Here is a 19,429-nt window from a genome sequence, read left to right on the forward strand (position 1 = left end):
GAGATTGAACATGGCGTTCAAACAATTTGAACGCACATCTTTACAGCTAAGCATGGGAATCGTGCTTAGCTGTTTATGTGCGTCTGTAACATATGCTGATACCTTAGCTCCAGCAACCCCTGCCACAGTTGATGCATGTGTTGCTCTTGCTTCGAATGCCGATCGTCTGGCTTGTTACGACTCTGTATTTAAGCCAGCAACTCTACCTGTTGTACAAGCCGCGGTAGTACGTGAGCCTGTTAAAAAAATCGATCAGCCCGCTGTTCAACCAGAAACATTTAAAGAGAAGGTTGTAGATACGGTTAGTAATATTAAAGTGATTGGTAAAGCGCCTACACTTGAGCCTACTACTTCTTTGCTTGATCAACGTTGGGAATTATCTGAAAAAAGTAAACTCGGTGTTTGGAATATTCGTGCTTATCAGCCAGTCTATTTACTACCTGTATTTTGGACCAGTGACAAGAATGAATTACCTACTAGTCCAAATCCAAACAATGTAGAAAATACCGCCCAAAACCTGAAATCCACAGAAAGTAAGTTTCAGATTTCTTTGAAAACCAAAGCTTGGGAAAATATTTTTGGAAATAATGGTGATTTGTGGGTAGGGTATACACAATCTTCACGCTGGCAGACGTTCAATGCTGAAGAATCTCGCCCATTCCGTGAAACGAACTATGAGCCAGAAGCAAGTTTAATGTTTAGAACGAACTACGAGTTGCTTGGTTTAGATGGGCGTTTGCTTGGAGTTACGTTAAACCATCAGTCAAATGGTCGTTCAGATCCATTATCTCGTAGCTGGAACCGTGTAATTTTTAATGTTGGATTGGAGCGTGGTAATTTTGCTTTAATGCTTCGTCCATGGATTCGTCTTGAAGAAGATAGTAAAGATGATAATAATCCGGATATGGAAGATTACATTGGTCGTGGTGATTTAACAGCGTTTTATAAGTGGAAGCAGAATGACTTCTCTTTAATGCTGCGTCATTCATTGAAAGGTGGTGATGACTCTCATGGTGCTGTGCAATTTGATTGGGCTTTTCCAATCAGTGGCAAGTTACGCGGACATTTCCAGTTGTTTAATGGTTATGGTGAAAGCTTGATTGATTATAACCATCGAGCAACTTATGCTGGTTTGGGGGTATCGCTCTTGAATTGGTACTAAGACGCTATAAGAAAAGCCGCTTTTAAAGCGGCTTTTTTATTATCCAATTTGGATGTTGGCTTGAGGATGTTTAAGCCGGCTCTTTTTAGGAGTAGCGATTAAATAGGCGAGTGTTAAAGGTCCAAGCCTTCCAGCAAACATGAGTAGGCTTAAAATAAATAAACTACCGTTATGTAAATCTGGTGTGATTCCACGAGAGAGACCCACTGTACATGCGGCAGAAACAACCTCAAAAAGCAAATTCATAAAATCTGCTTTAGGTTCTAAAAGTAAAAGAATAAAGAAGCCCATGAAGATGAGGATGCTCGTAATAGCAGTTACCGCTAATGCTTTATAGGTCGTTTCATGAGATACAGAGTGATTAAATATCCTAATTTCATCTGTCCGGCGTAAAAATGAAATTACACTAAGCACTAAAATGACAAAGGTGCCAACTTTGATTCCACCCGCTGTACTCAGTGAGCCACCACCAATAAACATTAGTAACATCATCAGTAGTGAGCTACTGTTGGTCATTGCACCTGTATCAATAGTATTAAAGCCTGAAGATCGTGGAACTGTTGCCTGAAACCAAGCATTTAATGCTTGTTCACCTGAGTTTAACATCCCTAAAGTCGCGGGATTTTGAGCTTCTAAAGCCCATATTAAAATAAACGCAACGAGGTTAATAATTGCAATGGTGGTAAGAATAAGCTTGCTATTAGGTGTTAGTTTTTTCCATCTTTTGTTTTGCTTAATATCCATGAGTACTAAAAAACCAAGACCACCTAAGGTATAAAGGATGCTAATGGTAATACAAATAATATAGTTGCTTTGGAAATTCATTAAGCTATTTGAAAACAATGAAAAACCAGCATTGTTAAATGAGGAAATACTGTAAAAAGCTGCATAATATAAACCGCGTGCAAACCCATATGTTGGTGCAAAAGCGGCAGTAAGAATAACTGTACCAATCAGCTCAAAAATAAGGGTGTAAGTGACAACTCCTTTAGCAACAAAAGTAACTTTTGATAGGCTTGTTTGCCCGAGACTATCTTGAGCCATCATTTGCTGTTTAAGACCAACTTTTGGTGACAAACTTAATGCAGCCAATATCGCAAAAGTCATAAAGCCCAAACCGCCAGACTGGATCAGTAATAAAATAATAGTTTGCCCAAAGAGGGTAAAAGATTCATGAATATTTAAAACAGATAGACCGGTAATTGTAACTGCTGAGGTGGCTGTAAAAAGCGCATCCATCCAACTGACATTGCCTGTATTCGCAAATGGCAATTTAAGCAATAAAGTGCCAAAAGTAATAAAGCCTAAAAACCCTAGCGCTAAAAGTGAAGGAGGGCTTAAATTTAACGTTTTATGAGGCTTGGGATATATGGACATATTCTAGAGTTCGTTTTCTTATAAGAAGCAATTAGAAAGTTTCTTTAACTGTGATAAATGACCTTCTAAAATAAGAATATCATGTGTTTGCAAAGTGAAATTTTCTTCAGTCTCAAACAAAATTTGTTGCTGTCTTTTCACGAGCAATGTTTTGACTTGAGGAGCTTGCTGCATAATGCCATATAAATTGATGCCATTAAGCTTATCTGGGATCTCAATTTTGATAATGTAATGATCATCTTCTAAAGACATATAGCGACTTACCATTGGGTAATTCAGGGCTTGAGCAACTCTTACCCCCATATCTTCTTCAGGATGAATAATCTTATTGATATTGAGATGTGACAAAATGGTGTGATGAGCTTTGGTTTTTGCCTTTACCCAAATTTTATCAATGCCGAGATTTTTTAAGTTCAGTACACACAAAATACTGGCTTCAATATCTTCACCAATTGCAACAACGACCGCATCACAGTTCTGAATGTTTAATTCATCAAGCACATGTTCGTCAGTAGCATCAGCAATGACGGCATGAGTTAAAACGTCGGCAAGATTTTCGACATTCTTTTTTAACGTATCGATGCCAATAACATCATGATTCAATTTTGTGAGTTCTTGAGCAACTGTTGCTCCAAAACTACCTAAGCCAATGACTGCAAACTGTGCCATGTTGTTCCTTTTTTCCGAGTTAGATCATTATTTTTAAGGATATTTTCTTTAAGATAAAGAGAAGCAATGTAAAGATGCTAGAAATATAAAAAGAATTGTATAAAAAAAGCCGACAACTATGTCGGCTTCCTCATCAAAACTAAAGATTATTTCAAGAAACGTTTATAGCCAACATTATCAGTAATTTCTGCATACGGATAATTAATCTGCTCGAGTGTCTCAATCAATCCATCAGGGTTTTGTTTAGCATCTGTTGCTTGTAAGCCAACTAGTACACGACCTTCAGCAGCGCCGTGGTTACGGTAATGGAAGAGGGTAATGTTGTGAGTTGGACCTAAACGAGTTAAGAAGGTTAAGAGCGCACCTGGACGTTCAGGGAACTCAACACGGAACAATCTTTCATCATCTAGATTTGCGTGACCACCAATTAAATAACGAATATGTAATTTGGCAACTTCATCATCAGAGAGATCATCAACTACATAATTTTGTTGTTTTAATTGTTCCAAAATTTCATGACGCTCTGCATCTCCGCCTTTTAAACTAATACCGACGAATACTTGCGCTTCGTCTGTATTGTTTGCGCGGTAGTTAAACTCAGTGATATTGCGACCTTGTAAAGCACGGCAGAAGCCTAAGAATGCGCCTTTTTCTTCAGATAAGGTAACTGCATAAATCGCTTCACGTTGCTCACCTAACTCGGTGCGTTCAGCAATATAACGTAGGCGGTCAAAATTCATATTGGCACCGCACACAATCGACACCATATTTTTATTGCTGATTTTATGTTCGTGAATATATTTTTTGATACCCGCTAAAGCCATTGCTCCAGAAGGTTCAACAATACTGCGGTTTTCATCAAATGTGTCTTTAATTGCTGCACAGATTTCATCTGTATTTACAGTGACAATATCAGGATCAACAATCGGGCCTGAGTTATCAGATTTGCGCAAACGAATAATATCAAAAGGTAAAGCACCAATTTGGGCAACAGCTGTACCATCTGCAAATAAGCCCACGTGTGGCAAAATTACACGTTCATTTGCTTCTAAAGCTGCTTTTAAACAAGCAGACTCTTCATATTCAACGCCAATAACTTTTACGTGCGGTGCAACTTCACCAAGGTAAGCTGCTACGCCTGAAATAAGACCACCACCACCTACGGCAACAAACACGTATTCTACATCACGCCATTGACGTAAAATTTCATTGGCAATTGTGCCTTGACCTGCAATGACAAGTTCATCGTCATAAGGTGGAATAAATACAAGACCTTCAACTTCTGCACGTTGTTGAGCATATTTATTTGCGATATCAAAGCTATCGCCATGTAATACGACTTGACCACCTAAGCGTTTAACAGCCTGAACTTTAATGTCAGGTGTTGTGCTCGGCATAACAATAATAGCGGGAATTCCTAATCTTTGTCCTGACAATGCTACGCCTTGAGCATGGTTACCAGCAGAGGCGCAAATTACTCCGCGTTCAAGTTGTTCTTTTGGTAATTGACTAATACGGTTATAGGCACCGCGTAATTTAAAAGAAAAAACGGGTTGTAAATCTTCACGCTTAAAACGAATTGTATTGTTTAATTTTTGACTAATTCGTGGAGCTGCTTCGAGAGGTGTTTCAATTGCAACATCATAAACCGTTGCTTGTAAAATTTGTCGTACCACACGAGACAGCATGTTCATCTTCCCTATAACAGTTTAAAATAGGAAATTATTGTAGCAAACCCTTGTGCATTTGCGCCGTTTATTGGCGCATAAATGTCAAAAAATAGTTGAGTGATGTAATGAGCCTATATGCAACCCAAGATGAAAAGAAACAAGCTGCTGCTAAAGCTGCTTTAAAACACTTACCCAAAGGTGGCATTTTGGGTGTTGGGACTGGAAGTACCGTAAATTTTCTAATTGATTTACTCCCAGAATTACAATTAGAAGCAGCTGTGGCAAGTTCTCAAGCAACTGCTGATCGTCTTAAAAAACTTGGTATTGAAGTGGTTGATATGAACCATGTAGGTAGCCTAGATGCTTATGTTGATGGTGCAGATGAGATCGACCGTCATATGCATATGATTAAAGGTGGCGGTGCTGCATTAACACGTGAGAAAATTGTTGCATCAATTGCTAAGAAGTTTGTGTGTATTGTTGATGATTCAAAATGGGTTGATCAACTTGGACGTGATTTTCCACTTCCAGTAGAAGTTATTCCAATGGCGCGTTCGGCTGTAGCTCGTAAATTGGTAAGTTTAGGTGGTGACCCAGTTTATCGTGAGGGTGTAGTTACAGATAACGGGAATGTTATTTTGGATGTTTTCAATCTTAATATTTTAAATGCTATTGAACTGGAAAAAACAATTAACAATATTCCTGGTGTGGTAACTAACGGTATCTTCGCCTTAAATCCTGCAACGATTGCAATTGTTGCAACGAATAATGGTATTGAAGAGCGTACAGCACAGTAATGTCTGCAAAAATGCCAGAGATTAAAATCGTTCGACACGTAAGAGCACGAAAATTGCGCTTACGTGTTGAGCCTGCTTCAATCCGTCTTACGGTTCCTTTATTTTGTAGTAAAAAACAAATTCAGCATTTTTTAGCACAATCTGAACAATGGTTAACCGAGACATGGAATAAGCAACAAAACGTCCAATCGGCATCTATTGATATTCCTTCAGAAATTTATTTCTTTAATAAAGAACAGCCATTTCAAGTCGTTGTTCAAAAGCAGCATCGTGTTTTTCAATTCGACTGGGAAAACAATTCTTTATTTATTAAAGACACACAGCCATATTTGGCATTGCAAAACGCAGTTATTGCTTATGCGAAACAAGAATTACCAGAGCTTTTGAAAGAATTAAGTGAGCACACTCAATTGACTTATAGGGAATGCACAATTCGCCGCCCGAAAACTCGGTGGGGAAGTTGTAGTAGTCAGCATAATATTATGCTACATGCAGGGCTGGTGCTTATGTCACATGAAATTGCTCGCTATGTGGCTATTCATGAGTTGGCGCATACTAAACATTTTGACCATAGTCCTGCATTTTGGGCAGAAGTTGAAAAATACGATCCATATTTTCAAAAACACCGCAGACAACTTAAATCAAATCCATTGCCTGCATGGTGGTATGTCTCAAACTAACTAAAACTACATTCTAGTTGTGGTGTTTGTAAGCTATCGGGTGCTTTCCGGCTATCTAAACCTGCTTTAGCACTAATAATCTTATTTGCTTTAATAGATAATTGGATAAAGTTGTATTGTTGCGTCGAGTTATTTGGTTCGGCTGAACTTGAATTGAGTAAATAACTTGAGCTGGCAGCATCTGTTTGCAATAAATTATCGGTACTATCAGCACTTAAAGCAGCACGATAAATTTGTGAGCCTTTACTCAAGTCGATTTGACCGTTCGCACGAAAATTAAGCTGACATCCAGTTGAGGTGTCTTCATAGTGACCCACTAAATAGTCTGTAGCTGGTAGGTTTGGATCTGATAGATTGATGCTGATTAAGCCTTGTTTGCATGGGTAGGTTGATCCATTACACGTCGCTGTGGTGGTAAACCCAACAGCTCTACGGTAATCTCCAGCACCGTCAATGCGAATGAATGTTGTTGAATTTACAGTAGGAACAATTCCTGTATATTGTTTTTTTTGTAGAAGTTCATAACCCGTCTGATCTAAAGACTGTTGTGAATTAGCCTGAGCCAATTGCAAAGTAGATGCTTTTAGGTTGGTTCCAAAGTAATCGCGCGTTACTTTTTGATTAGCTGCAATATCTAACAGCGTATTTTTTAGTGGATCAATATTATCTGGAGCAGGTGTGAAAATAGGAGTGAAGGATGTTTGATCCCCATGAAGTTTTTTTCCATCCAAAAAGCCATCTTTTAAATCAGTTGCTAAACTTTTAACAAGTTCCTGATAGGTGTTTGCTCCGCCATGAATTGTTGACCAATATTGTAAGTAACCAAAGCTAAGATAACTATCTACATATGTACTAGGTTTAGTAGTTGAGTATCGCAACAAAGTTAAATTCAGAAGGGAATTAGCTGGACTTAAACTTGGAATATCACCATCTTTAAACGCATTCATTAACGATTTGTAGACATCTTGAGAAGCTAAATCCACATGTAATTGCTCAATACGGGTTGGGTCAACCGTTTCTTGAGGGAGTTGTCCCGAACGTATGACAGCTCGTTGATAAACTGCTTCACTGCTTGGGCTAATGAATTGGATTCTGCCACTTACACTGTTTGGCGTAATAAATGCATGATAAATACCTGACAAATTTTGATATTGTGGAGTAATGGGGTCAAACACTTGAGATGAGCTTTGAGTTATAATTTCTACGCGATATAAACGATTCAATTTTGCAGTAGGAATTTTGACATTAAAGCTGTTTAAACTTGCAATTGGAGTATCGACTAGAACAGCGTTGTTGGTGTTGTCATATACCTTAAGTTGAATATTACGCATTTCTACAGGCGTTTTTAAAGTGACATCAGTTGTTGCTTCAGGTGTAGGGTCAACAGGCGTTGGGGTAGTGGGTGAATTGCCTCCACTACTACCTCCACCTCCGCAACCAGTAAGGGCTACACTTAAAATTAATGAGCTCAAGCCAAGGTATGTGCGTAATTTTGTTTCTTTTGATTGTTGAAGCATCCTAGCTCTCCAAAAATTAATCTGGTATTTATTTGCTGATATTTATGTGGTTATGACAGTCCAGTAAGTGCTATCTGATTGTCGCTAAAATTAAAAAAATTAAAATTACCAAGCATGAAATGGTTTTGTAAGCTTGGACATCCTGTCATACTACTGCCCAAGTATAGATTCAAAAATTGAGGTAATGCACGTGATTTCTGTCGGAATTGTTGGTGGAACGGGTTATACAGGCGTTGAACTATTACGTATTTTATTACGACATCCTAAAGCGCAGGTTCGAGTTCTTACTTCACGTACAGAAGCGGGCAAACCAGTTGCAGATATGTTCCCTAATTTACGTGGACATACTGATCTTCAATTTTCAGATTTAAACATTGATGCATTAAAAGAGTGTGATGTTGTATTTTTTGCAACGCCACATGGTGTTGCCATGCAACATGCCAAAGAATTAATTGCAGCTGGAACTAAAGTTATTGATTTAGCAGCAGACTTTCGTTTACAAGATCTTGAACAATTTGAAAAATGGTATGGTATGGAGCATGCTTGCCCAGATGTACTAAAAGATTCTGTATATGGTCTAACTGAGTTAAACCGCGAAAAAATTAAACAAGCTCAAGTTATTGGTAACCCTGGTTGCTATCCGACGACTGTTCAATTAGGTTTAGCGCCACTATTAAAATCAGCACAAGCACTCATTGAAACCAAAAATATTATTATTGATGCGAAGTCTGGTGTTTCGGGTGCTGGCCGTAAAGCAAGCTTGGGCATGATTTATAGTGAAAACGCTGATAACTTTAAAGCATATGGTGTTGCAGGTCATCGTCACCATCCAGAAATTGTAGAAGCCTTAGAAAATATTGCAGGACAAAAGGGCGGGTTTGATGGACTCTTATTTGTTCCTCATCTAGTACCTATGATTCGCGGTATGCTGAGTACAATTTATGTAGATTTAACGGAAGCTGGTAAGCAGACAGACTTACAAGCTTTGTATGAAAACTTCTATGCTAATGAAAAATTCGTAGATGTTATGCCTGCAAATAGTTCACCTGAAACACGTAGTGTACGCGGTGCAAATGAGCTTCGTATTGCTTTGTATAAACCACAACCAAATAAACTGATTATTTTGGCGGCTCAAGATAACCTTGTAAAAGGTGCATCTGGTCAGGCTGTACAAAATATGAACCTTATGTTTGGCTTTAATGAAGACGAAGGCTTACAAGGGATTGGTTTATTACCATAAAAAACTCTTTTTTGCTTCACACACATTTAAATTTCGATTTAAATGTGTGTCTTGACTCTGATCTTGAACACTGAGATGACGATGCAAAACTCTGGACAGACGACTTCAGCAGAAAGTTCGTTGCAAAAGAAAAAATTTTTAAACACCAATAAGCCTTTGTTTATTGGTGCTGCTATTTTAATGAGTGGTTGTTTTGCGCTCGGCTATACAATTGGGCACCGTCAAGGTTTAACTGTTGTTGGGTACGATGCAGATGCGGAGCAATTGGTTGAAGTGGTGCAAAAGCAAAAAACAGCCTTAGATGCAGTTAACAAAAGCCTTAATGCAGCGGTGCAAGAGCGTGATGTGGCTGTGACCAATGCAAATGATCTATTTGAGGCGCTTAACCAAGCGAACGCCGATAAGACTCAGCAAGAAGGTATGAGTAATATCTATCGTGAGATTTTGAGACAGCGCGGTGGTTTAAGCTTAACGATTCAAAATCTGGCTATTAAGCCTTTACCTGAAAATGCTTATGAATATCAGCTAGATTTAGTACAAGTAAGTCCAAGTAAGCGTCGCGCTTTGGGATCGGTTGAAATCAGATTGATCAAAGATACTGAGGTTCTAGTCGTACCGCTTGAAGCGAAGAACTTTAACTTTACTGACTTTGAGCGCTTAACAGGTCGTTGGACAATGCCTAAAGGTTTCACGCCTCAATTTATTGAAGTGCGTTTAACTGGTGGTTCTGATACACCGATTATTAAACGTTTTAGTTGGCAGCGTGGTAAACCTGTCGAAACATCTTCTGCTTTCGTGGCAGAAATTCCTCAAGCTGAAGCAAATTCACAATAGTAACATCCTATGCGAACAAATAAGCGTCAAACAAACTTAAAAGATATCAAGGCTTCTTTTCAGCAGTCTGGCTATGTCGATTGGCACTTCCACCCACGCTTAAGTGATTCGCAAAACGAAGATCATGATGGAGAGGTTGTTGTACAAACAGCTCCTCCTGAACTCAAGCGTCCCCCATTATATGCAGTCGTATTAATGAATGACGATTACACTCCAATGGACTTTGTAATTGAAATTTTACAACAATACTTTGCAATGAATCTTGACCAAGCAACTCAAGTAATGCTAACAGTACACTATGAAGGTAAAGGTATTGCCGGAGTCTATCCAAGAGACATCGCGGAAACTAAGGCAAACCTTGTTAATAATTACGCTCGATCGCAAGGTCATCCATTACTTTGCCAGATTGAGCCTAAAGCATAAGGGGGTTACATGCTCAGTCGTCAATTAGAAGTATCATTACGTTTGGCTGTTAGCATGGCTCGTCAAAAGAGACATGAGTTTCTTACAGTCGAACACTTATTATTAGCATTACTCGACAACGATTCAGCCGTGAATGCATTAAAAGCATGCGGGGCTGATATAGTTTCTTTGCGTAAAGAATTAGAAGAATATGTAGAACAACATACTCCTAAGCTTGGCGAAAATAGCGAGCAAGCGCCTCATCCAACAGAAAGTTTCGACCGCATTTTGCAACGTGCTATTTTTCACGTGCAATCAAGTGGCGGCGATCGTACTGTTGAGGGTGCAGATGTTTTGGTCGCAATGTATTCAGAGCGTGATTCTTTTGCTGTGTATTTACTTAAACGTCATCAAATCAATCGTTTGACATTGACTCAATACTTGTCTCATGGGACACGTAAAGACGAAGTGCAAGTTGAAGAAGAAGTTGAAGATATTGAGGGTGAAACTAGCGCAAGCAATGCAGGGCCACTTGAGCTTTATACGCTGAATCTAAATGTTGAAGCGCAAAAAGGCAAAACGGACCCACTGATTGGTCGTGAAAAAGAAATTGAGCGTACAGCACAAATTCTGTGCCGCCGTCGCAAAAACAATCCATTGCTTGTGGGTGATCCAGGTGTGGGTAAAACCTCGATTGCTGAAGGTTTAGCATGGTTAATTGTGAATGGTAAAGCACCTAAACCTTTAAGTCAGGCCGAAATCTATAGTCTGGACATTGGTGCATTAGTTGCTGGAACTAAATATCGCGGTGACTTTGAAAAACGTTTAAAACAATTGCTTAATGCATTGAAGAAAAATCCAAATGCGATTTTATTCATTGATGAGATTCATATGATCATTGGTGCAGGCTCAAGTATGGGCAGCACAATGGATGCGTCAAATCTTATTAAGCCAGCTTTAGCTAATGGTACTTTACGTTGTATTGGTTCAACGACTTTCCAAGAATATCGTCAGGTTTTTGAAAAAGACCATGCGTTATCACGTCGTTTCCAAAAAATTGATGTCAATGAGCCAAGTATTTCGGAAACGATTGATATTTTACGTGGATTGAAAACTAAGTTTGAAGATTTTCACCACGTACAATATGACGATAAGGCTTTGGTATCAGCTGTAGAGCTTTCTGCTAAGTTCATTAATGATCGTTTCTTGCCAGATAAGGCAATTGATGTCATTGATGAAGCAGGTGCTCAACGCCGTTTGAAAGCTGAAAGTGATGATAGCTTGATTACTGTAGAGAATATCGAAGATATCGTTTCTAAGATTGCTCGTATTCCACCAAAAACTGTGTCTAAAGATGATAAGTCAGTGCTTGAAAATCTTGAGCGTGATTTGAAACGTGTGGTGTTTGGTCAAGACGAAGCAATTACTGCATTAGGTTCAGCGATCAAGTTATCTCGTGCTGGATTAAAATCACCAGATAAACCAGTGGGTAGTTTTGTTTTTGCTGGTCCAACTGGTGTAGGTAAAACTGAGGTTACTAAGCAGCTCGCTAAATTATTAGGTGTAGAGCTTGTGCGTTTCGATATGTCTGAATATATGGAACGTCATGCAGTTTCACGTTTAATTGGTGCACCTCCAGGGTATGTGGGTTATGACCAAGGTGGTTTGCTTACTGATGCGATTCACAAAAATCCACATTGTGTCTTGTTGCTTGATGAAATTGAAAAAGCACATCCAGATGTGTTTAATCTATTGCTACAAATCATGGATCATGGTGCTTTAACGGATAACAATGGACGTAAGTCAGATTTTAGAAATGTGATTATTGTTCTGACTACGAATATTGGAGCAGAAAGTATTTCTCGCGCGAGCATTGGTTTCACGGAACAAGATCATAGTTCTGATAACCAAGAAGCGATGAAACGTGCTTTCTCTCCAGAGTTCCGTAACCGTCTAGATGGTGTTATTCAATTCAAAGCATTGCCAACAACTGTGATTGAGTCTGTAGTCGACAAATTCTTGACAGAATTACAAGCGCAATTGGATGAAAAACAAGTTGTTCTTGATGTTGATCAAAGTGCAAGAGATTGGTTAGCTACAAATGGTTATGACCGTTTGATGGGTGCTCGTCCAATGCAACGTCTCATTCAAGAGCACTTGAAGAAACCACTCGCTGAAATGATTCTGTTTGGTGAACTTGCAGATCATGGTGGTAACGTGGCTGTATCGGTGAAAAAAGAAGATGGCAAAGCTGTCGGCTTAAAACTTGAAGTATTTGAAGATCATCATACGGCAGAACCAGCATAACTTATGTTAATTGATAGTCTTGCTATAACCCGAATACTCAGTGTATTCGGGTTATTTATTATTACAGCAATTGCTGAAATTCTTGGTTGTTATTTTCCTTATCTGATTTTAAAAGAGGGCAAGTCGGCTTGGCTGTGGCTACCTACGGTCTTAAGTCTGGCTATCTTTGTATGGTTGTTAACTTTACATCCAGCAGCTTCTGGGCGCATTTATGCGGCCTATGGCGGTATTTATATTTTTACTGCGCTTATGTGGCTACGCTTTGTTGATCAGGTGGGATTAACAAGATGGGATATATTAGGTGGTCTAATTGTGCTTTGTGGAGCTGGTTTAATTATTTTGCAACCTCAAGGGTTGATTCGTTAATGCATCATTGAATCAAATCTTAAGCGAGAAAATAAGAAGTTTTTTTCAAAAAAAAGACTTGTCAAACTCATCAACAATGCGTATTTTAGATTTAAGGAACATTTTTTAATATTTGAGATAAAGATGTTAAATCAATCTGTGAACACTAACGCTTATTATTACTTTTGGCAATTTAGATAGTTGCCTGAGCGTATTCGGGCATGAGAAAGTTGCCCATCACAGTTAATACCTGATCGGCAACCCCGATCAGGTTTTTTTATGCTTTATCTTTTTAGAATCGAGGAACTTAAAATGAACAACATGACTTATTCGTACTTTAGCAACTTTTATTGGTTTTACTTTTGCTTACCTTTACCAACGAATAGATCCAAAACGCTCAAATAAATGATCGGACTGAGTAGATTGCAGTCCCAAGGAAAAAACCAATGAATGCCCTAAATACTTTACTGACTCAAACCAATACAAAAGAAACACCAGTTAGTTTACCTATCCAGTTAAAAGCGAAATACCCGCTTGCACACTCTTTCGCACGTCAAATTGCCGAACACCGCCAAATTATTCAAAATATTCTTAACGGCAACGATCATCGTCTAATGGTAATTACGGGGCCTTGTTCAATTCATGATCCAGTTGCAGTACTTGAATACGCTGAAAAACTGCAAAAATTACAAGAAAAAGTTAAAGATCAGATTTTTATCGTGATGCGTACATACATTGAAAAACCACGTACCACAGTTGGTTGGAAGGGGTTCATGTATGATCCGAATTTAGATGGTTCATCAAATTTACAACTTGGTTTAGAAAAGTCTCGTGAACTCTACCTACAGATTATTGAAAAGGGTTTGCCAATTGCGAGTGAAATTTTAAGTCCAATGGCAACTGGCTATTTTGATGATTTATTGGCTTGGGGTGCAATTGGTGCTCGCACAAGCGAATCTCAGATTCACCGTGAAATCTCAAGTCATATGCCATACAGTATTGGTTTCAAGAATGGTACTGATGGTTCTATTCAGATTGCACTAGATGCGATTCAATCCGCGCAAAATGAACATCAATTTTTAGGAATGAATCAACAAGGCTTGCCTTCAGTGATTCAGAGTGCTGGAAATCCATTACCTCACTTGATCTTGCGTGGTGCGAATCATGGGCCAAATTATGATTTAGCTTCAATTCAGGCGATACGCGAAAAATATAAACAAAATCTACCTGCACTGGTGATTGATTGTAGTCATGGTAACAGTGGGAAAGATCCGTTGCGTCAGCCAGAAGTTTTACAGCAAATCGTTGCTGAACGTTTAAAAACGCAAGTTCGAGGTGTCATGATTGAAAGTCATTTGGTTGATGGTAACCAAAAGATTTCTTGTGATATGACTTATGGCCAGTCAGTAACTGATGGTTGTTTAGGGTGGGAAAAAACAGAGCAGCTTTTATTAAATGTCTCTAAGCAATTAAAGACAAAAGAATTAGCTCATTCCGCTTAATTATTTTTAGATTTTAAAAAGGGATCTATAAATAGATCCCTTTATTTTTTAAGAAGCATGTTTGAGTTCGGATAAGAATGTATTGATTTCATGTCCAAACTTTTTAGGCTCGGTTAATAAAGGTGTATGGCCTGAACGTTCAAAATATATGGCTTTTGCATGCTCGACACTATGTGCAATCAGCGTCTGACCAGTTTCTGGATAAAGTGTAGAATTGCGACCAATAAAGAAAGTCGTTGGACATGCTAACTGCTGAATTGCTTCTCGATAATCTTCATTGTGATAAAGATAATTTTCGACATACCAAAACAAGTAATCTAAACGTTGAATAGGTAATAAATATTTTTGTAAAAAAGGCTGTTTTAAAGCTGTTTTAAAAACTAGCGGACTAAAAGGATTGCTACTTTGCAATTCAATAAAATCTATCCATAGACGGACTAGTTCTTGTCGATCTGGAAGAGATAGTTCATAAAGATATTTGGCGTTTTTATGCTTTAGCAATAATTGATAAATATCATTTAATAGTTGTTTGAACTGGGTGTGAAGAGGGCCGAATAAACCATATTCCCAAGTCGAATCTACTGATATTTTCGGTGTCTGATCAATATGTAAATAGGCTTTTAACTGCTGTGCCAGTTGCGCATGTTTCATGCCATGCATGGCAGTTGTTGCGCCCATTGAATAGCCCATTAAGATAAAGTTATCGAGTTTTAATTGATCTATTAAATGAGCAACATCTTGCCAATGGCTAGAAATGGCATCTTGCTCGGGAATTGCACAATTCTTTGACCCCCCGAAACCACGCCAGTCTGGAATAATAAACTCATATTCTTTGCGGTTTGCATAAATAAACGGTAGCCACTGCCAACTTTGCATGCCAAGGCCAGATAAAACCAAAACAGGCTCACCACGACCAACACGGCGTACAAATAAATTTTCCCGATCGGGCATGGTGTAATACGGCATGGCTATTCTCCAGATGGGTTATCTTGGGCAAAGCGTTTTAATTGAGGGATGACTTGTTCCAACCATTTGATCCATTCACTTTCCATCGTAATTCCAAGTTCTAAGATCATTTTGTGGATGTATAACACACGGTCATTTAGATCATCACTGTCTTTAAAATCTTTATCATAAATACTTTGATAAAGTTTGAGCTTCTCTTGGTGTAAACCAAGATGCCTTAACAGTTCAGGTAATATCTGATTATTGCTCAATTGTGCTTCTGCACGCAATCTAACCATTAAATCATCACGAAGCTGCGCAGGTTCACTTTGTTGAGTCATCCATGAAGCTAATTCTATACGACCCAGTTGTTCGACCTGATAGGTTTTTTTTCGGCCATTATCCATTTCATTTTCTAAAGTGGAAACCCAGCCTTTTTTAAGCATGTTATTGAGTTCACGATAAATTTGCTGGTGAGTGGCATTCCAGAAAAAGCCCATTGATCGGTCAAAGCGGCGGGCGAGTTCAAACCCTGTACTTGGACGTTCAAGCAAGCTGGTCAATAAAACATGAGGAAGTGACATGGCAATCCAGTTTGTAAGCAAAAGTAAAGTGTGACTCATGAGATTATGCAACATGTTGCATAAAAGTCAAAATTTGATTATAAATTTATGCAACAAGTTGCATTAGCAAGCTTATTGCTAGCCATAGGAGAAAATATGTCAGCTTATCCACATTTATTAAAGCCACTTGATTTAGGCTTTACTACTTTAAAAAACCGTGTGCTTATGGGGTCTATGCATATTGGCTTAGAAGAAGCACCGCAAGGTTATGAGCGCATGGCTGCGTTTTATGCTGAGCGTGCAAAAGGTGATGTGGGGCTGATAGTAACTGGTGGTGTTTCTCCAAATGATGATGGTGTTGTCTTTAGCCACGGAACCAAACTAGATACAATTGAAGAAGCTGAAAAACATAAAGTAATTACCCAAGCTGTTCATGAAGCTGGGGGTAAAATTGCTATGCAGATTTTACATACGGGTCGTTATTCTTATCAGGCAAATAACGTTGCACCTTCAGCAATTCAAGCACCGATTAACCCGATTAAGCCTAAAGCTTTAAGCTCTGCGGAAGTACAACAAACCATTGATGACTTTGCCAACTGTGCCAAACTTGCTCAATATGCGGGCTATGATGGTGTAGAAATCATGGGCTCCGAAGGTTATTTAATTAATGAGTTTATTGCAGCTCGTACGAATCATCGTGATGATGAATGGGGCGGTAGTTACGAAAATCGTATCCGCTTTCCAATTGAAATTGTAAAGCGTACGCGTGAATTAGTCGGTGAAAACTTTATCATTATTTATCGTCTATCCATGCTTGATTTAGTTGAAGGCGGTTCAAGTTTTGATGAGGTGATTCAGCTTGCAAAAGAAATTGAAAAAGCTGGTGCAACCATAATCAATACTGGTATTGGTTGGCATGAGGCGCGTATTCCAACAATTGCAACCAAAGTTCCGCGTGCTGCATTTACTTGGGTGACTGAAAAACTCAAAGGTGAAGTCTCTATACCTTTAATTACTTCTAACCGAATCAATACGCCTGAAATGGCTGAACATGTATTGGCATCTGGTCATGCTGATATGGTGTCTATGGCACGACCAATGTTAGCTGATGCTGAGTTTGTCTTGAAGGCAAGTCAAGGCCGTAGTGATGAAATTAATACGTGTATTGGGTGCAACCAAGCTTGTTTAGATCATATTTTCTCAATGAAAATTGCAACTTGTTTAGTAAACCCGCGTGCATGTTATGAAACTGAGCTGATCTTTAAAGAAGCTCAGGTTAAAAAGAATATTGCTGTTATTGGTGCGGGTCCGGCAGGTTTAAGTTTTGCGGTATATGCAGCTGATCGCGGGCATCAAGTTAAAATTTTTGAAGCAAGTCATCAAATTGGTGGTCAGTTTAATATTGCAAAAACAGTTCCTGGAAAAGAAGAGTTCTACGAAACTTTACGCTACTTTAGTCGTCAAATTGAATTGCGACCAAATATTGAACTTGTATTAAACCATCAAGCAACTTACGAAGAATTAAGCCAAGCAAATTTTGATGAAATTGTGGTTGCAACAGGTGTAACGCCTCGTCAATTACAGTTTGAGGGAATTGATCATCCTAAAGTACTGAGCTATTTACAGGTTTTAAAAGAGCGTGTGCCAGTAGGACAACGTGTTGCCATTATTGGAGCAGGTGGTATTGGTTTCGACACAGCTGAATATCTTACTCATGAAGGTGAAAGTGGCAGCTTAAATCCAGAAAAGTTTTATGAAGAATGGGGAATCGATACTCAATATGAACATGTAGGCGGTTTAAAACAGCCAAAAGTTGAGGCCTCTGAACGAGAAATCTATTTACTACAACGTAAAACTGCTGCTGTAGGTGCTGGTTTAGGTAAAACAACAGGCTGGATTCATCGCACAGGACTAAAAAATCGTCAGGTCAAAATGTTTGCAGGTGTGCAATACGACAAGGTAGACGATCAAGGTTTACATATTACTGTGGATGGGAAACCAAGTGTACTTGAGGTTGACCATGTGGTGATTTGCGCAGGCCAAGAGTCATTTACTGCAATGTATGATCAATTAAAAACAGATGGAAAAAAAGTTCATTTAATTGGTGGCGCTAAAGAGGCAGGTGAACTAGATGCAAAACGTGCAATACGCCAAGGCGCTGAATTAGCAGCGACACTATAAATTTTATGGGCATTTCTTTTTAAAGAGAAGTGCCCATTACTTCTTTGGTTAAATTATAGGATATAAAAAACAATGACACTCGAAACAACAAAACAGTCTTTAGAAAAATGGCATGAAATGGTTCAGGTTGGTAACTTATCCGATCTAAATGACTTGCTGGCGGATGAAGTGATTTTTCGCTCACCAGTTGCTTACAAACCTTATGAAGGAAAGCAGGTCGTTTTCTTCATTCTTACCAATGTGATTCAGGTGTTCGAAGACTTTACCTATCATCGTGAGTTTTATACAGAAGACGGTGAAAATGTAGTGCTTGAGTTCAGTGCCAATGTTAGTGGTAAATCATTAAAAGGTATTGATATGATTCGTTTTAATGAACAAGGCAAAATTATTGATTTTGAAGTAATGATACGTCCAATGAGTGGCTTAGCTGCATTGGCTGAACAAATGGGTATAAGAATTGCTAAGTTTCAACCTCAATAATTTTAGTAAATAGCTTAGTAAGATAGAGATCAATAAAATGTGGTTAAAGCTTTCAACTCTAGCATTGCTTCCTGTACTGTTTGTACAAGGAACAAAGGTTCGTAAGAATACACCACGATTGCTAGAAGCAAGCGGTGATAGAGAAGGCACCGTTGGCAAGGGAAGACCTCTATCATTACTTATTTTAGGAGACTCTGCCGCAGCAGGTGTTGGGGTAGAAAACCAAAAAGATGCTTTATCTGGTGCAATCATTTCTGAGTTGCAAGATCAATATTCGATACGCTGGAAACTACATGCAAAAACAGGTGATACAACTAAGCAGGTTTTTCAAGCAGTACAGCATTTAGAGCAACAAAATTACGATGTGGTGGTTACGTCGATCGGTGTTAATGATGTAACAAAATTAACCTCAGCAAGTTCATGGATAAAACAACAAAAACAATTATTTCAATATATACAGGCACGTTTTCAACCTAAACTCATTATTGTTTCTGGTGTACCACCTATGCAGCATTTTCCAGCGTTACCAAATCCATTGGCTTGGTTGTTTGGAAAATATGCGGAACAAATGAATCAGACATTAGATAAATGGTTACAATCACAAAACCAATTTAGATTCATTCAATATGATATTGGGCATTTTCAAGCGATGAATCTGCCTATGGCAAGTGATGGCTTTCATCCGAGTAAGGAAATTTATGCAATTTGGGGACAACAGGTTGCAGCATTAGTGCGGCAATCATTTAACTCATAATCAG

At 38.7% G+C, this 19,429-nt stretch carries 18 protein-coding genes; 12 read left to right on the forward strand and 6 right to left on the reverse strand.

The window, feature by feature from the left end:
• Positions 1-10: 10 nt before the first annotated feature.
• Positions 11-1,162 carry a phospholipase A gene (locus JGE69_RS08980; protein ID WP_199112725.1) on the forward strand — a complete coding sequence of 384 codons (1,152 nt, stop codon included), beginning with the start codon at positions 11-13 and terminating at the stop codon, positions 1,160-1,162.
• Between the two features lie 39 nt (positions 1,163-1,201).
• Here the strand turns inward: JGE69_RS08980 and JGE69_RS08985 are convergent, their stop codons facing one another.
• The 3 genes from JGE69_RS08985 to ilvA form a co-directional block, all read right to left on the reverse strand.
• The gene (locus tag JGE69_RS08985) at positions 1,202-2,539 is read right to left on the reverse strand and encodes a TrkH family potassium uptake protein (protein WP_063098971.1); all 1,338 of its coding nucleotides are present in this window, start codon (positions 2,537-2,539) and stop codon (positions 1,202-1,204) included.
• Positions 2,540-2,557: 18 nt separating this feature from the next.
• Positions 2,558-3,208, reverse strand: coding sequence for a potassium channel family protein (locus tag JGE69_RS08990; RefSeq protein WP_199112723.1), 651 nt, complete (start codon positions 3,206-3,208; stop codon positions 2,558-2,560).
• Between the two features lie 146 nt (positions 3,209-3,354).
• Complete coding sequence (ilvA, locus tag JGE69_RS08995) at positions 3,355-4,902, reverse strand: threonine ammonia-lyase, biosynthetic (RefSeq protein WP_170814121.1); 1,548 nt, start codon at positions 4,900-4,902, stop codon at positions 3,355-3,357.
• A 101-nt stretch (positions 4,903-5,003) separates the two neighbouring features.
• Between ilvA and rpiA the strand changes: the two genes are divergently transcribed.
• Positions 5,004-5,675 carry a ribose-5-phosphate isomerase RpiA gene (rpiA, locus tag JGE69_RS09000; protein ID WP_002046900.1) on the forward strand — a complete coding sequence of 224 codons (672 nt, stop codon included), beginning with the start codon at positions 5,004-5,006 and terminating at the stop codon, positions 5,673-5,675.
• Complete coding sequence (locus JGE69_RS09005; protein WP_199112721.1) at positions 5,675-6,355, forward strand: SprT family zinc-dependent metalloprotease; 681 nt, start codon at positions 5,675-5,677, stop codon at positions 6,353-6,355. The genes rpiA and JGE69_RS09005 overlap by 1 nt, the downstream gene beginning before the upstream one ends.
• On the opposite strand, the gene JGE69_RS09010 is transcribed toward JGE69_RS09005, so the two are convergent.
• A complete protein-coding gene (locus JGE69_RS09010; protein WP_199112719.1) occupies positions 6,352-7,872 on the reverse strand; it encodes a hypothetical protein in 1,521 nt (506 codons plus the stop codon). The genes JGE69_RS09005 and JGE69_RS09010 overlap by 4 nt on opposite strands.
• A gap of 184 nt (positions 7,873-8,056) precedes the next feature.
• Here JGE69_RS09010 and argC point away from each other — a divergent pair, with 184 nt between their 5' ends.
• The 6 genes from argC (at position 8,057) to JGE69_RS09040 (ending at position 14,502) form a co-directional block, all read left to right on the forward strand.
• Entirely contained in the window at positions 8,057-9,112 is a 1,056-nt protein-coding gene (gene argC, locus JGE69_RS09015; RefSeq protein WP_199112717.1) for an N-acetyl-gamma-glutamyl-phosphate reductase, read from the forward strand.
• A gap of 75 nt (positions 9,113-9,187) precedes the next feature.
• On the forward strand, positions 9,188-9,946 hold the full coding sequence (locus JGE69_RS09020) for a DUF6776 family protein (RefSeq protein WP_014206946.1): 759 nt from the start codon (positions 9,188-9,190) through the stop codon (positions 9,944-9,946).
• A gap of 9 nt (positions 9,947-9,955) precedes the next feature.
• A complete protein-coding gene (gene clpS, locus JGE69_RS09025; RefSeq protein WP_002121129.1) occupies positions 9,956-10,369 on the forward strand; it encodes an ATP-dependent Clp protease adapter ClpS in 414 nt (137 codons plus the stop codon).
• A gap of 9 nt (positions 10,370-10,378) precedes the next feature.
• Positions 10,379-12,655 (forward strand): ATP-dependent Clp protease ATP-binding subunit ClpA, encoded by a 2,277-nt coding sequence (gene clpA, locus JGE69_RS09030; protein WP_005073979.1) that lies wholly within the window; start codon positions 10,379-10,381, stop codon positions 12,653-12,655.
• Between the two features lie 3 nt (positions 12,656-12,658).
• On the forward strand, positions 12,659-13,021 hold the full coding sequence (locus tag JGE69_RS09035) for a YnfA family protein (protein WP_005069026.1): 363 nt from the start codon (positions 12,659-12,661) through the stop codon (positions 13,019-13,021).
• A gap of 425 nt (positions 13,022-13,446) precedes the next feature.
• Entirely contained in the window at positions 13,447-14,502 is a 1,056-nt protein-coding gene (locus JGE69_RS09040; RefSeq protein ID WP_005069028.1) for a 3-deoxy-7-phosphoheptulonate synthase, read from the forward strand.
• A 48-nt stretch (positions 14,503-14,550) separates the two neighbouring features.
• On the opposite strand, the gene JGE69_RS09045 is transcribed toward JGE69_RS09040, so the two are convergent.
• Both JGE69_RS09045 and JGE69_RS09050 read right to left on the reverse strand, forming a co-directional pair.
• Positions 14,551-15,468 (reverse strand): alpha/beta fold hydrolase, encoded by a 918-nt coding sequence (locus JGE69_RS09045; RefSeq protein ID WP_199112715.1) that lies wholly within the window; start codon positions 15,466-15,468, stop codon positions 14,551-14,553.
• Positions 15,469-15,470: 2 nt separating this feature from the next.
• Positions 15,471-16,031, reverse strand: a complete 561-nt coding sequence (locus JGE69_RS09050) for a PadR family transcriptional regulator (protein WP_005069032.1) — start codon at positions 16,029-16,031, stop codon at positions 15,471-15,473.
• A gap of 135 nt (positions 16,032-16,166) precedes the next feature.
• Here JGE69_RS09050 and JGE69_RS09055 point away from each other — a divergent pair, with 135 nt between their 5' ends.
• From JGE69_RS09055 to JGE69_RS09065, 3 genes are all read left to right on the forward strand, one after another.
• Positions 16,167-18,191 carry an NADPH-dependent 2,4-dienoyl-CoA reductase gene (locus tag JGE69_RS09055; protein ID WP_199112713.1) on the forward strand — a complete coding sequence of 675 codons (2,025 nt, stop codon included), beginning with the start codon at positions 16,167-16,169 and terminating at the stop codon, positions 18,189-18,191.
• Positions 18,192-18,263: 72 nt separating this feature from the next.
• Positions 18,264-18,671, forward strand: coding sequence for a nuclear transport factor 2 family protein (locus JGE69_RS09060; protein WP_199112711.1), 408 nt, complete (start codon positions 18,264-18,266; stop codon positions 18,669-18,671).
• Positions 18,672-18,708: 37 nt separating this feature from the next.
• Positions 18,709-19,425, forward strand: coding sequence for an SGNH/GDSL hydrolase family protein (locus JGE69_RS09065; RefSeq protein ID WP_032036321.1), 717 nt, complete (start codon positions 18,709-18,711; stop codon positions 19,423-19,425).
• The last annotated feature ends 4 nt before the right edge of the window (positions 19,426-19,429 follow it).

Origin of the sequence: Acinetobacter sp. C13 (assembly GCF_016809775.1) — a bacterium.
Taxonomy (GTDB): Bacteria; Pseudomonadota; Gammaproteobacteria; order Pseudomonadales; family Moraxellaceae; genus Acinetobacter; species Acinetobacter pittii.